This is a genomic window from Cyclobacteriaceae bacterium (genome assembly GCA_030584025.1).
Lineage (GTDB): Bacteria > Bacteroidota > Bacteroidia > Cytophagales > Cyclobacteriaceae > UBA2336.
Map to the genome: position 1 here is coordinate 268,388 of CP129487.1, position 12,635 is coordinate 281,022.

Annotated in this window: 14 protein-coding genes and 1 tRNA gene; 12 read left to right on the forward strand and 3 right to left on the reverse strand. The window is 40.8% G+C overall.

Annotated elements, in window-relative coordinates; genetic code table 11:
- Positions 1 to 47 precede the first annotated feature (47 nt).
- Entirely contained in the window at positions 48 to 1,241 is a 1,194-nt protein-coding gene (dinB, locus tag QY309_01295) for a DNA polymerase IV (GenBank protein WKZ60124.1), read from the reverse strand.
- Between the two features lie 152 nt (positions 1,242 to 1,393).
- Here dinB and QY309_01300 point away from each other — a divergent pair, with 152 nt between their 5' ends.
- The 8 genes from QY309_01300 (at position 1,394) to QY309_01335 (ending at position 5,693) form a co-directional block, all read left to right on the forward strand.
- Entirely contained in the window at positions 1,394 to 1,597 is a 204-nt protein-coding gene (locus tag QY309_01300) for a hypothetical protein (protein ID WKZ60125.1), read from the forward strand.
- Between the two features lie 187 nt (positions 1,598 to 1,784).
- Positions 1,785 to 2,564, forward strand: coding sequence for a LexA family transcriptional regulator (locus tag QY309_01305; protein ID WKZ60126.1), 780 nt, complete (start codon positions 1,785 to 1,787; stop codon positions 2,562 to 2,564).
- A gap of 128 nt (positions 2,565 to 2,692) precedes the next feature.
- Positions 2,693 to 3,145 carry a D-aminoacyl-tRNA deacylase gene (gene dtd / locus QY309_01310; protein ID WKZ60127.1) on the forward strand — a complete coding sequence of 151 codons (453 nt, stop codon included), beginning with the start codon at positions 2,693 to 2,695 and terminating at the stop codon, positions 3,143 to 3,145.
- Positions 3,142 to 3,810, forward strand: coding sequence for a M15 family metallopeptidase (locus QY309_01315; GenBank protein ID WKZ60128.1), 669 nt, complete (start codon positions 3,142 to 3,144; stop codon positions 3,808 to 3,810). The genes dtd and QY309_01315 overlap by 4 nt, the downstream gene beginning before the upstream one ends.
- A 57-nt stretch (positions 3,811 to 3,867) precedes the next feature.
- A complete protein-coding gene (locus QY309_01320) occupies positions 3,868 to 4,092 on the forward strand; it encodes a DUF433 domain-containing protein (GenBank protein ID WKZ60129.1) in 225 nt (74 codons plus the stop codon).
- Between the two features lie 3 nt (positions 4,093 to 4,095).
- Complete coding sequence (locus QY309_01325) at positions 4,096 to 4,428, forward strand: DUF5615 family PIN-like protein (GenBank protein WKZ60130.1); 333 nt, start codon at positions 4,096 to 4,098, stop codon at positions 4,426 to 4,428.
- Between the two features lie 5 nt (positions 4,429 to 4,433).
- On the forward strand, positions 4,434 to 4,763 hold the full coding sequence (locus QY309_01330; GenBank protein ID WKZ60131.1) for a nucleotide pyrophosphohydrolase: 330 nt from the start codon (positions 4,434 to 4,436) through the stop codon (positions 4,761 to 4,763).
- Positions 4,764 to 4,805: 42 nt separating this feature from the next.
- The gene (locus tag QY309_01335) at positions 4,806 to 5,693 is read left to right on the forward strand and encodes a hypothetical protein (protein ID WKZ60132.1); all 888 of its coding nucleotides are present in this window, start codon (positions 4,806 to 4,808) and stop codon (positions 5,691 to 5,693) included.
- On the opposite strand, the gene QY309_01340 is transcribed toward QY309_01335, so the two are convergent.
- Both QY309_01340 and gcvT read right to left on the reverse strand, forming a co-directional pair.
- Positions 5,687 to 6,394: a 2-phosphosulfolactate phosphatase gene (locus tag QY309_01340; protein ID WKZ60133.1), complete on the reverse strand. Its 708-nt coding sequence runs from the start codon at positions 6,392 to 6,394 to the stop codon at positions 5,687 to 5,689. The two genes, QY309_01335 and QY309_01340, sit on opposite strands and share 7 nt — an antisense overlap.
- 181 nt (positions 6,395 to 6,575) lie before the next feature.
- Positions 6,576 to 7,658, reverse strand: coding sequence for a glycine cleavage system aminomethyltransferase GcvT (gcvT, locus tag QY309_01345; protein ID WKZ60134.1), 1,083 nt, complete (start codon positions 7,656 to 7,658; stop codon positions 6,576 to 6,578).
- A 113-nt stretch (positions 7,659 to 7,771) separates the two neighbouring features.
- Here gcvT and QY309_01350 point away from each other — a divergent pair.
- The 4 genes from QY309_01350 to QY309_01365 all read left to right on the forward strand — a co-directional run bounded on the left by QY309_01350 (position 7,772) and on the right by QY309_01365 (position 12,617).
- Positions 7,772 to 7,845, forward strand: a tRNA-Pro gene (locus QY309_01350).
- A gap of 132 nt (positions 7,846 to 7,977) precedes the next feature.
- Positions 7,978 to 8,700: a hypothetical protein gene (locus QY309_01355; GenBank protein ID WKZ60135.1), complete on the forward strand. Its 723-nt coding sequence runs from the start codon at positions 7,978 to 7,980 to the stop codon at positions 8,698 to 8,700.
- Positions 8,701 to 8,709: 9 nt separating this feature from the next.
- On the forward strand, positions 8,710 to 11,463 hold the full coding sequence (locus tag QY309_01360; protein ID WKZ60136.1) for a carboxypeptidase-like regulatory domain-containing protein: 2,754 nt from the start codon (positions 8,710 to 8,712) through the stop codon (positions 11,461 to 11,463).
- A gap of 2 nt (positions 11,464 to 11,465) precedes the next feature.
- Entirely contained in the window at positions 11,466 to 12,617 is a 1,152-nt protein-coding gene (locus QY309_01365) for a DUF4249 domain-containing protein (GenBank protein ID WKZ60137.1), read from the forward strand.
- The last annotated feature ends 18 nt before the right edge of the window (positions 12,618 to 12,635 follow it).

Below are 12,635 nucleotides of genomic sequence, written 5' to 3' on the forward strand. Positions count from 1 at the left end.
ACTACGAACATAATCCCGGTTTTTGACAATTTGTGTCATTCTTGGTTTCATCGTAAATTCCCTTTAAACATGTTCATCTCCATTCTAACCCTGCGGCTTACGCCAATGGTAGTGGCCCGTACCAGTTTTTCCGATCCGTGCTTGTGTTTGATCTTATCAATGGCTTCATATAACCGGATGCCTTCGGCTGTATCATCAAACAGACTGATTTGGTGATTGCCGTGCACCAGGCCGCTTAAGCGCACCCCCACCAGGCGTATCAGCATTCTGCGGTTGTAAAGTTTATCAAAGAGTTGTGTTACGGTGTGCAGCAGCACATGGTCGGACGAAGTGTAAGGAATTTGGATTTGTTTGGTTTCTGTATCAAAGTTGGCGTAGCGGATTTTTACCGTAATGCACGAAGTGAGTTTTTTCTGCTCGCGCAACTGAAACGCCACCTTCTCCACCATGGCAATCAAAATCGATTTGAGTTTTTTTACATCAATCGTATCGTTCTCAAAGGTGCATTCTGTTGAAATGGATTTCTGTTCGCTGTACGGCACCACAGGCGAGTCGTCAATGCCGTGTGCTTTATTCCATAACGAAATGCCATTCTTACCAAATGCACTTACTAAAAATTTCAATGGCATTTCGCGCAGCGTGGCTACCGTGCGCACACCCATATCATATAAGAAGGCAGAAGTCTGTTTCCCGATCATCGGAATTTTTTCTACCGCCAGTGGAGCCAGAAATTCTTTTTCTTCACCGGCCGGAATTTGTTTCTCAGCATCCGGCTTAAACTCATTGGTCGTAACCTTCGATACCAGTTTATTCACCGACATACCCAGCGAAATCGGAAGCCCACTGTTGTCTATAATCTTCTTGCGCAGCTCTTTCGCCCATTTAAATGCGCCAAAAAATTTATCCATGCCGCTGGCATCAATGTAAAACTCATCAATAGATGATTTTTCAAACATCGGCACCGAGTCGGCAATGATTTCGGTAACCAGGTGTGAGTTTTTACTGTACGCCTCCATGTCGCCCGAAATCACTAATGCATCGGGGCACAGTTGCATGGCTAGGTACATGGGCATGGCCGAATGCACCCCAAACCTGCGGGCCTCGTAGCTGCACGCAGCCACAACACCCCTGCGGCTTTGGCCGCCAATAATTAAAGGTTTTCCTTTTAACGCCTTATGCTTTTTGCACTCTACAGCCACAAAAAAGGCATCCAAATCAAGGTGTATAATGTTTCTGTCCACAGTGCGATATTAACTAAAAATTTTAGTAATAAGTTTTACTATTAAACTAAATATTTTAGTTTTGTGATGTGCTTGCCATAGCGCGCTGGAATTGTGGGTAATCCCGGTTACACGGGACTACCTTCACATTCCTTTGTAGTTATGGGTGCGTTGTGAGTGATTTAAGTTGGGCGTGCCCCCTGATCGCCAGCGCGGAGGGGTATGGAGCATTTACGTGCTCAGTACGCAGTCGTGATCGGATTATTAACTACATTAAAAACCAAAAGGAACATCATAAAAAGAAATCGTTTATTGATGAGTATAAGAATTTGTTGACTGAACACGAAATAGAATTTGATGAGCGATATTTATTGTAGGGTGGTACATTCAACCCCTTCGGGGTTGGGCAGACTTTTCTTTTTTAACCACGAGTTACACTCGTGGTTGGGAACATTGAAGCCCTTCGGGCTTCTGCTTATCCTTGTGAATCAATGAGTCCGAAGGACTTCACTGTGTATAATTGCCCGAGTTTCGGGTAGTTGTAACTCTAAATCATTATAACGTATGACTATCGTAAATAGAAATCTTAAGTATCTCCGCCTCAAACATGAACTCACCCAAAAGCAGTTCGCTGAAAAACTGGGGTTGAAACAATCCGTTATCGGTGCCTACGAAGAAGAGCGTGCCACACCGCCACTGGCTGTTCTGCTGGATGTGTCTAATCTGTATAAAGTGAGTATGGATGTGCTGACGCGAAAAGACTTAAGTAAACTTTCTGAAAAGGAATGGAAGGGCTCATCGCCTTCAAAAGAAGTGTTGGCCATTACCGTTGATGCTTCCGGAAGTGAAAACGTGGAGCTTGTTTCGCAAAAGGCATCAGCCGGTTACCTGGCCGGCTACCAGGATCCGGAATTCATAGCCGAACTTCCAAAAATTAATTTGCCAGTTCTGCCTAAAAACAAAACGTATCGTGCTTTTGAAATTCAGGGCGATTCCATGCTGCCCATACAACCCGGCTCCGTTTTGTTTGGTGAATATGTGGAAAGTCTGGACGCAGTAAAAAATGGGAAGTCCTATGTGCTGGTCACGCAACAGGAGGGTATTGTATTTAAACGCGTGTTCCGGTTTGATGATGATGACAGTAAACTGCTGCTTGTTTCGGATAACCGACAGTATGAGCCCTATGCCATTGCAGCTGCTGATGTGCTCGAAATGTGGAGTGTGCGTGGCTACTACTCTGCTAAACTTCCTGAAGGAGATAGCACAGCCACACCTTTAACCGAACAACTGGCCTTACAGGTACTTCGACTTCAACAACAATTGGGCAATAAAAAAGCGCGATAACTCCTTTGTATACTTTGTGCTGACTTTCGTGTTCTTTGTGGTAAAAGTACACTAACTACGAAGGTCACTAACGTATTTCATAGAGGCACAGAGAAATTTCTGTATTTTAAGGTTTTCATTTTAAGCTAATGATTGCCGTTATCCAACGCGTTTCTTCCTGTTCAGTTGAAATTGAGAAGTCTGTTAAATCCTCCATTCAAAAAGGTTTGCTGGTACTGTTAGGCATTGAAGATGCTGATACGGATGAAGACATCGACTGGCTGGCTACTAAAATTGTAAACCTGCGCATTTTTAACGATGCTGATGGCGTGATGAATGTAAGCGTAAAGGACGATGGTGGCGATATTCTGGTGGTAAGCCAGTTTACGTTGCATGCCAGTACAAAAAAAGGCAACCGACCTTCTTACATTAAAGCATCCAAACCCGACTTTGCCATTCCGATGTATGAGAAGTTTGTTCGTGTAATCGGTGAGGTACTTGAAAAACCTGTACACACCGGGTCGTTCGGGGCGGACATGAAAGTTGCTTTGGTTAATGACGGACCGGTTACAATAGTTATCGACACAAAAAATAGAGTATGAAATACATTCTGTTCTTTTTGATTTTTTTTCCTGCGCTACTACAAGCCCAGTATAAATACGGACTCACTCCGGTTACGCTGCAGCAATATCAGCAACAAGTAAAGGGTGATTCTGAAAAGGAATTGGTAAACCTGGCAACAGCCATTCCCGGAATAGTTTTAGATATCCGATACGCCACTACAAATAATTTTACCGGAGAAGTAATCTATAATCTCCCAAGAGCTTATGCCCGTAAACCTGTTGCCGAAACGCTGAAAAAGGCACAGGAGGAATTTTCAAAACATGGTGTTGGTATAAAAGTCTACGATGCCTATCGGCCGTATTCGGCTACCGTTAAATTTTATGAAGTGTATCGCGATACGACCTATGTGGCATCACCCTACAAAGGGTCACGACATAATCGTGGCTGTGCTATCGACATGACATTAATCGATTTAAAAACCGGTGAAGAGTTAAAGATGCCAACTGAGTATGATTCGTTTAAGAATGAAGCCTGGCCAACCACACCGGTGAAAGATCCACTGATTAGAAAAAATCGTGACCTGATTATTTCTGTTATGCACAAGCATGGGTTTAAAGTAAATCCTTCCGAATGGTGGCATTTCGATTTTAACGGATGGCAGAAATTTGAGGTAATGGATATTGATTTTGAAGAACTTGAATAGTGCCTATTCAGCGGTTTTTCGATCAGTTTTCTTGAATAAAAATGTTTAATTTTGATTATGGACTATAGGGAATACATTGAGATTAACCCGGCCATTCGATTTGGCAGACCTTGTGTTAAGGGTACTCGAATATCTGTATACGATGTATTAGGATGGCTGGCTTCAGGCATGACATACGAAGAAATTCTTGCCGATTTTCCTCAGCTTAAACAGGAACATATTCTGGCTTGTTTAGCTTATGCTGCTGATAAGGAGAGAAAAGTAAAGGTGGTTACTTCTTGATTCATGAAACTTTTGTTTGATGAAAATATATCCTACCGCATTGTTAAAAAGTCTCTTGAAGCATTTCCAAACAGTTTACATGTAACCAGTGTTAGGCCAAAGCTAAAAGATGATTTGGCAATATTTTATTACGCTCGGAAGCAGAATTATCTTATTGTTACGTTTGACGAAGATTTTCGTGAACTACAATCCATAAATGGATTTCCACCAAAAATTATTTGGCTACGAACCGGAAATACTTCCACGGAGGTTGTTTTATCTAAATTAATAGACAATCATCAATCAATTCATGAACTGGTGGAGAACAGAGAAATAGGAATCCTGGAAATTTACTGAATTACATGACCATCGAACAAGCTCAACAACAAGTCGATCAATGGATTAGAACCGTAGGGGTGCGATACTTCAATGAACTCACCAACATGGCCATGCTCACGGAAGAAGTGGGTGAGTTGGCGCGCATCATCGCGCGCAGGTATGGCGAACAATCTGAAAAAGAAAGTGATAAGAATAAAGACCTTGGGGATGAAATGGCTGATGTGCTGTGGGTGTTGATCTGTTTGGCCAATCAAACCGGTGTTAACCTTACGGAAGCGTTTCAAAAAAATCTTGAAAAGAAGAATACACGCGATAAAGACCGGCATCGTCAAAATCCAAAGCTTAAAAATTAAATTTTTATTGGCTCACCTTTTCATGTTTTGTACCTTCAACTCATGAAGCAAAACATACTTCTTGCCCTGCTTTGCGTATCATTCGTTTCAGTTGCTCAAACTGAACTCAGTGAAAATGTACAGTACGAAGGCAATAGGCAGCTAAAAATTTCATCACTCGGTATTTCTTTTACCATTCCCTCTGGCTGGATGGGTGGCGTGCCTCAAGGTTCATCTGTCATGGTGCTGGCAGAAGCGTCCAATGAAATCACCCTGATTGTGACTGCAAGTGAAATGGATGAGCAAAGTGTTTTTGGCGAATTACAAAAGCAAATTCCGATTGATGGTGGTATCTCCATTTCACCAATTGGATTGGTAAAGAAGGAAGGAAAACGCTGGTGGGGAAATTACCGTGTGGATGGTGTTGCACAGGAAATGAAGGGCTATGTAGAGGCGCGTCTGGGTGATCACGGGGTTGGTGTGGGGTGCATTGTAGTTGCTTTACCGGGTGCGTTAGAGCGTGGCAAGCAAGGAGCAAGTCAGTTATTGCAGAGCTTGACTTTTGCAAAACCGATTGTACCCACTACGAATACACAAGCAGCTGGAATTACACAACCGTGGAATGAGTATTTGAAGCACAAGTCGTTAAAATACTATTATACGCAAGGTGATTTCAGCGATTCTGATTTTATAACGCTTTGCTCAGATGGTTCATACGCCCGAAAGAAGCGGACATATTCTGGTGGCGTTACCGGAACGGGCTCATTAAATTCTACCGATTATGGACGATGGAAGGCACAAGGTCAGGGTGATGTAGGAACGTTAACGCTTACTAGTCAGGATGGATCGCAAGCAGAATTTAGAATCGAATATGGCCAGGGAAACAAAGGAACCGGAATTTACCTGAACGGAAACCGGTATTATGCTGAAGCCACCAACGAGTGCTATTGAGTAAGGATCAGTTCATCGTTAACAAGTCGCGGAACAACGGGATACTGATCAGGTGTAACACAAAACGCAATGTCTTTGTGAACATGAAGCCGGTTCAAACGCTTCACATGACTGGAGTCTTTTAAAAAATCAACCATGTCTTTCTTAGCAAGATTGTATAGACGCTGTGCAGCCAAAGGTGCATCACAATCTGGTTCAATGTGATCTTTCAGGTTCTCGACCAAGGCACCAGCAAAAAGCGTGTCTTCTAAATTTACTTTTCCTTTCCATGCTGCACAGACAACCAGTACACTATCGTTACCTCTTTTTAAATATTCAGTTACTGCAGTGAGATTAAGAAAAGAACCGATGATAATTTCTTTTGCGCCTTGCGATTTGGCAATCGCTTGCGTACCGTTGGTAGTCGTGAATGCTATTTTCTGACCCTTCAGTTTTTCGATCATGTACTCAAAAGGTGAGTTACCAAAATCGAATCCTTCTACTTTTTCGCCATTACGTTCGCCTGCCGTAAAGTATCCGTGAGCCTTCATCGCGCGACAAGCTTCCAAATCGGCAAATGGCCGTATGCTTTGTACGCCATGTGCCAGTGCCGTAACCATACAAGATGTAGCACGAAGAATATCTACTACTACCACAACCCGATCATGTACAGGGTACAGATGCATCAAATCCGGACTAAGGCAAACGTCAATGGTCTTCATACTGTCAGAACTTTGATTTGATTGATATTTGTGATATTCATGATGGATTAAATTTCTTATTCTGAAGGCGATGAAATTCAAGTTTTGTGTTACCGAAATTGATAAGTAAACCTACTTCCAGATTATACGCCTCCATTCGGGTTTAATCATGAAAGATAAAAGGTATCACACCAATCATGGTTCAGACGAAGGGTGGTTTACTTACTTCAGCTTTTAATGCACGACCTCTTACATCAATAAATATCTCACTTCCAGGTGATGATAATTCAGTTGCAACGTATCCCAACCCAATACCAATTCCCAGCATGGGCGACATGGTTCCTGATGTTACTTTTCCGATGGTGTTTCCTGCGGCATCTTTAATCAAATAATCGTGGCGGGGAATGCCTTTATCAATCATTTTAAAACCAATCAATTTTTTCTTAACGCCTTCTTCCTTTTGCTTTTTGATATTGGAAGAATTGGTGAAGTCTTTGGTGAACTTGGTAATCCATCCCAGGCCTGCTTCTAATGGAGAAGTTGTATCATCAATGTCGTTGCCGTACAGGCAGAAACCCATCTCCAGGCGCAAGGTATCGCGGGCACCCAAACCTATGGGCTTGATGTCAAACTCTTTTCCGGCTTCAAAAATGGCATGCCATACTTTTTCAGCGTGGTTCTTGTGTACATAGATTTCAAAACCTCCTGCACCGGTATATCCCGTGTTCGACATAATCACATCCGGCACTCCGGCAAACTCACCTTGGGTAAAATGATAGTATTTGATGGCGCTTAGATCAGTTGAGGTTAATTTTTGTAATGTGCTTACAGCCTTGGGTCCCTGTACAGCGAACAAACAGATGTCTTCTGAAATATTTTTGAGATCAGCGCCCTGTGTGTTGTGCTGGCTGATCCAGTTCCAGTCCTTATCAATGTTACCGGCATTTACCACCAGCAGGTAATCTTCATCCTTGATTTTATATACGATCAGGTCATCCACAACACCGCCCTTGTCGTTTGGCAGGCAGGAGTATTGTGCCTGGCCATCTATTAGTTTGGATGCATCATTGCTCGTAACGCGCTGAATTAAATCAAGTGCCTTTGGACCTTTTACAGTAAATTCACCCATGTGCGATACATCGAAAACGCCCACTCCGTTTCGAACGGTCATGTGCTCTTCAATATCAGAGGAGTAACGCACCGGCATGTTGAATCCTGCAAAGGGAACCATTTTGGCACCTAATTTTACGTGTAAATCGTTTAGCGGAATTTGTTTGATGTCCATAGTAGTTTTAAAGAAAGGTCAAATGTATCGAAATCTGATAAGAAATGAGGTTTTGAATTGCCGCCCTGTGGAAAAATTATATAAGACTGATTAATTTTGCCTCCTTAATTGATCGGGGCGTAGCGCAGCCCGGTAGCGCGCTTCGTTCGGGACGAAGAGGTCGCTGGTTCGAATCCAGTCGCCCCGACAAAAATTAAAAAGCCTGACCATTTTGGTAGGGCTTTTTTTCTTTCATGAGAAGGCCAAGCGAACTTTTTGCTGAATAGTTATCATCAAAATCACTATCATTGATGAATTTTTTATAGATAGTTTAAGCTTCATGCTGAGGAAGTTCTTATTGATTCATTTTCTTTTTGCTGGGGCAACATCCACGGTTTTTGCCCAGAACAATTCTGCTGACACTTTATTTATTCGCTCTGCTATTAACTATGCTAGGAAGCTCAATGATGAAGTCACCTACCGAGAATGGGGCTTGTATACAGGCAGTCATTATTTGGCGAGGGCTACTTCTGATGAAACCTTTCCCTACTTTTTAACAAGTAGTTTAAGCAAAGGAGAAATTATATATCAAGGCGAACGGTATGATGTGTCCCTTTTGTATGATGTCCACCGAGATAAGCTAATCATTCAACACTATGAAGGTTTTCTAATTGAACTAGTAAGTCAAAGTGTAAGCGCATTCAGTTTTAACGGACATAAGTTTAAGCGTTTTTCAAATTTAGCAGAAAGAAAAAATCAAGTTGGGTTTTACGAAATCCTATATGATGGAGAAACAAAATTTTTAGCAAAACGTGTGAAGGTATCCAAAGAAATAGTTGAACGAGGGGGTGTCAAAGTTAATTATAGTCAAAGGGATATTTTCTTTATTGTAAAGGGTGATTCTTTTTACAAGGTTCAATCAAAGAAATCAGTTTTATCTGCTTTGCTTGATCAAGAACAAAATTTAAAGAAGTATATCCGAGCATCCGATATACATTTTAATCATCATAGAGAAGAAGCGATACGTAATATCCTGCAGTTTTATGATTCACAGAAACAGTAAATCATGTTCATGAAGCGATCGATAAAAATCTATATCGTTTGTTTAATAATAACATTGCCCTATTTAAGCTTTGCTCAGGATGGTAAACTTATTACCGGTACATTTTCTGGTTCTTTTGAAGAGGTCATCATTCAACTTGAGTCTGCTTCTGGTTATCAATTTTATTATAATCTTGAATGGGTTGACACCACATCCATTGTATTTTCAGTCGAGCGCAAACTACTTTATGACGTACTCGATAAACTCGTCACAGGTACAAAACTTCGGTATTTCATTATTGAAAAGCAATTAGCTGTTTATCTGACTTCTGGCAGGGAAATACTAACAGAGTTGCCTCCAGGATTAGGTAAGAAAGAAGAGCAAGTTACAGGAAACTCTAATTTCTTTGACTACAGTGATTATGAAAGCCGAGATCGAAAACAAAAATCTGCAGAGGAAAAAATATTCTACATCGGGTCTGACACGGGTGATCGAACTGGCTATTCGATCCTTTCCGGAAAAATTAGTGAAGTTGATTCTGGTGAGCCGGTCATTGGAGCAATGGTGATGACGAAAAACTCTTCTACCGGAGCATTTACTAATGAGTTTGGGGTCTTCTCCCTCGCGTTGGTGAAAGGGCGGCATGAGATCCAGATCAAAAGCCTTGGCATGAAATCAACTAAACGTCAAATCATGCTTTACAGCGATGGGAAATTAAATGTTGAACTTGAGCAAGAGGTTACACCACTAAAAGAAGTGACCATTCAATCGGGGAGGGATTTGAATGTTGACGGCCTTCAGATTGGTTTAGACCGTCTTGATATTAAAACCATGAGGCAGATTCCGCTTGCGCTTGGAGAAACTGACATTATCAAAGCAATACTTACACTTCCCGGAGTACAAACTGTTGGAGAAGGTACCGTTGGACTTAATGTCCGGGGTGGTGCCACCGATCAAAACCTAATCTTATATAACGATGCGGTTGTTTACAACCCCTCTCATTTATTTGGGTTCTTCTCAACTTTTAATCCTGATGTTATCAAAAGCGTTGAACTCTACAAAAGTGGCATCACGGCTGATTTTGGAGGGAGATTATCCTCCATCCTAGATGTTCACATGCGAGAAGGGAATGCAAAGAAATTTTCCGGTTCTGCGGGAATTAGCCCCATTACAATGAGGCTTGTGGTGGAGGGACCTATAAAGAAAGATATCACTTCCTTTCTGGTTGGTTTTCGTTCAACGTATTCCGATTGGCTACTAAACAAAGTAAAATATAAAGATTTACAAAACAGTACGGCTTCCTTTTACGATGTCAATCTTGGGGTGACACACAAAATAGATGATAAAAATAATCTTTATTTCTCAGGGTATTTAAGTAAGGATAAATTTGGATTTAGTAAGGATACCACTTATGCTTACTCAGACCGCAATATGTCTGTTAAATGGAAACATGATATAAACAATAAATTGTATAGCGTATTAAAAGGAACGTTCAGCGAATACGTGAATGAATTTACTAATTCTAAAACTCCTACTGAGGCTTTTGTTATGAGTTTTGGGATAAGGCAGTTGGGTCTTTATGAGGACATTAATTTTTTTTTGAATAACAAACACACGATTACAGCCGGTTTAGGATTCACTCGATATTCGTTAGCGCCAGGAAAAATTAGCCCAGCCCATGAAGAATCCTTAGTTGTGAATAGAACGATTAATAAAGAACAAGGGCTTGAAAGTGCTATCTATGTAGGTGACAGTTTTGATGCAACACCCAAGTTATCAATTTATGGAGGGTTTCGGTATTCACTCTATTTTTTACTTGGCTCCAATGAATTTTACAAGTATGCACCTGACCAACCACTGCGGGTAAGTTCTATTATTGATACTGTGCTGCATAAAGGGGGAGTCATTAAAAATTACCACGGAATAGAACCCAGGTTTTCAATCCGGTATTTACTTGCTAAATCCACTTCTATAAAAGCAAGTTATAACCGGATGAGACAATATATTCAAATGTTAACGAATAATACAGCAATAGCACCAACTGATACTTGGAAGTTGAGTGATGTTTATTTCAAACCTCAAGTTGGTGATCAATATGCAGTCGGGTTCTACAAAAATTTAAAGAAGATTGAAACCTCAATTGAAGCATATTACAGAATTACACAGGAAACGATTGATTATAAGGATGGAGCTGAGCTTCTATTAAATGATCACCTTGAAACTGAAATTCTTGATGCGCAGGGAAAGGCTTACGGTATTGAATTTCTTATAAAGAAGAACTCAGGAAAGCTTAATGGCTGGGTGAGCTACACTTACTCGAGATCGTGGATAAAAACTTCTAGCCCCTATAAAAGTGAGAATGTTAATGATGGGGAATTTTATCCTACCAATTATGATAAGCCGCATGCTGTTAATTTTATAGGGAATTATAAGATTAGCAGAAGATTTAATTTTTCTATCAATGTTGTGTATAGCACTGGCCGTCCTATTACGGTACCCCTTCTTAAATATGATATTGGGGGTGTTCAGCGAGTTTATTATTCAGATCGGAATGAGGGTAGAATTCCTGATTATTTTAGAACGGATGTTTCTATCAATATTGAAGGAAATCACAGAATAGAAAAACTAGCTCATGGATCGTGGACGTTGGCGGTTTACAATCTTTTTGGAAGAAATAATCCTTATTCAGTTTACTTTAATTCAGTCACTGGAGTTATCAAGGGCTATCAACTTTCCATTTTTGCGTATCCAGTTCCAACACTTACGTATAATTTAAAATTTTAACAATGATGAAAAACTTGGGGTTGATGCTCGTTTTTGCTCAGATGGTTTTTCAGCTTGTTGGGTGTGTTGAGCCATATACACCTAGCGTTACACTTGATGCTCCTGATATACTTGTCATTGATGGAGAAGTTGATGCTACTACTGAATCAGCTCGCATAAAGATTACACATGCTGTTTCACTTACGTCTGTTGAACCCCCGGCACCAGAAACAGGCGCCTTGGTTTTCATTGAGGATGAATTCGGTAACTCCCAGTTTTTAACGGAGTCAATGTCTGGGAATTATGAAGCCGATAATTTGGATATTGATTTCAGTTCGCAATACAGACTCATAGTCCAAATTATGAATGGTAAAATTTATCAATCTGATTTTGTTCGGCCTAAACAAAGTCCAGCTATTGACAGCGTCACCTGGCGTGCCGGTCAAGATGGTGTGACCATTTTTGTAAATACACATGACGAGAGTGGTGAAAGTAGATTTTATCAATGGAGCTTTGAAGAAACATGGCATTATCGTTCCAATTATAGATCCGTTTTCATTGCAGACAAACTTGCCAATATTGTTCGCGAAAGGGAGCCTTCTGAAATGATTGATGCATGTTGGCGCACCACTTCATCTAAAAGTGTTCTTTTGAATACAACTTCGCACTTAAGTACAGATGTTGTTCAAGATTTTGAATTAATAAAGATTGAGCCTGGTTCGATCAAAATGACATCCAGATATAGCATCCTCGTTAAACAGAAAGTATTAACTGAGGAAGCTTTTACCTATTGGACACAAATTCAAAAGACTACAGAAGATCTCGGAGGCTTATTTGATCCCTTGCCAGGGCAGGTAAGGGGTAACATAACTTGTATAACAGAACCTCAATATCCTGTTCTTGGGTATTTCAATATCGTTTCAGTTAGGGAGCACAGAATTTATATTGATCAAAGCGAATTACAAGAGGATTATCCAAAGTATCAGGGCATGGCAAGTTGTAAATTGGATTCAGTACCTCTTAGTGAAGGACTCTATGCTCCGGGATATTTGATTGATACGTATGCAAGCGAAACCTCTCCTGATCCTATTGGCTACTTTGTTTCATCGAGGCAATGTGTGGATTGCACAGCGCTTGGCGGAGTGACTAGTAAACCTCTATTTTGGCAAGAATAAGATATAACCTGTATTACC

Excerpts from the sequence above, each read along its gene's own strand:
- QY309_01305 (WKZ60126.1), top strand. The coding sequence starts at position 1,785 with ATGACTATCGTAAATAGAAATCTTAAGTATCTCCGCCTCAAACATGAA.
- dtd (WKZ60127.1), top strand. The coding sequence starts at position 2,693 with ATGATTGCCGTTATCCAACGCGTTTCTTCCTGTTCAGTTGAAATTGAG.
- QY309_01315 (WKZ60128.1), top strand. The coding sequence starts at position 3,142 with ATGAAATACATTCTGTTCTTTTTGATTTTTTTTCCTGCGCTACTACAA.
- QY309_01320 (WKZ60129.1), top strand. The coding sequence starts at position 3,868 with ATGGACTATAGGGAATACATTGAGATTAACCCGGCCATTCGATTTGGC.
- QY309_01325 (WKZ60130.1), top strand. The coding sequence starts at position 4,096 with ATGAAACTTTTGTTTGATGAAAATATATCCTACCGCATTGTTAAAAAG.
- QY309_01330 (WKZ60131.1), top strand. The coding sequence starts at position 4,434 with ATGACCATCGAACAAGCTCAACAACAAGTCGATCAATGGATTAGAACC.
- QY309_01335 (WKZ60132.1), top strand. The coding sequence starts at position 4,806 with ATGAAGCAAAACATACTTCTTGCCCTGCTTTGCGTATCATTCGTTTCA.
- QY309_01340 (WKZ60133.1), bottom strand. The coding sequence starts at position 6,394 with ATGAAGACCATTGACGTTTGCCTTAGTCCGGATTTGATGCATCTGTAC.
- gcvT (WKZ60134.1), bottom strand. The coding sequence starts at position 7,658 with ATGGACATCAAACAAATTCCGCTAAACGATTTACACGTAAAATTAGGT.
- QY309_01355 (WKZ60135.1), top strand. The coding sequence starts at position 7,978 with ATGCTGAGGAAGTTCTTATTGATTCATTTTCTTTTTGCTGGGGCAACA.
- QY309_01360 (WKZ60136.1), top strand. The coding sequence starts at position 8,710 with ATGAAGCGATCGATAAAAATCTATATCGTTTGTTTAATAATAACATTG.
- QY309_01365 (WKZ60137.1), top strand. The coding sequence starts at position 11,466 with ATGATGAAAAACTTGGGGTTGATGCTCGTTTTTGCTCAGATGGTTTTT.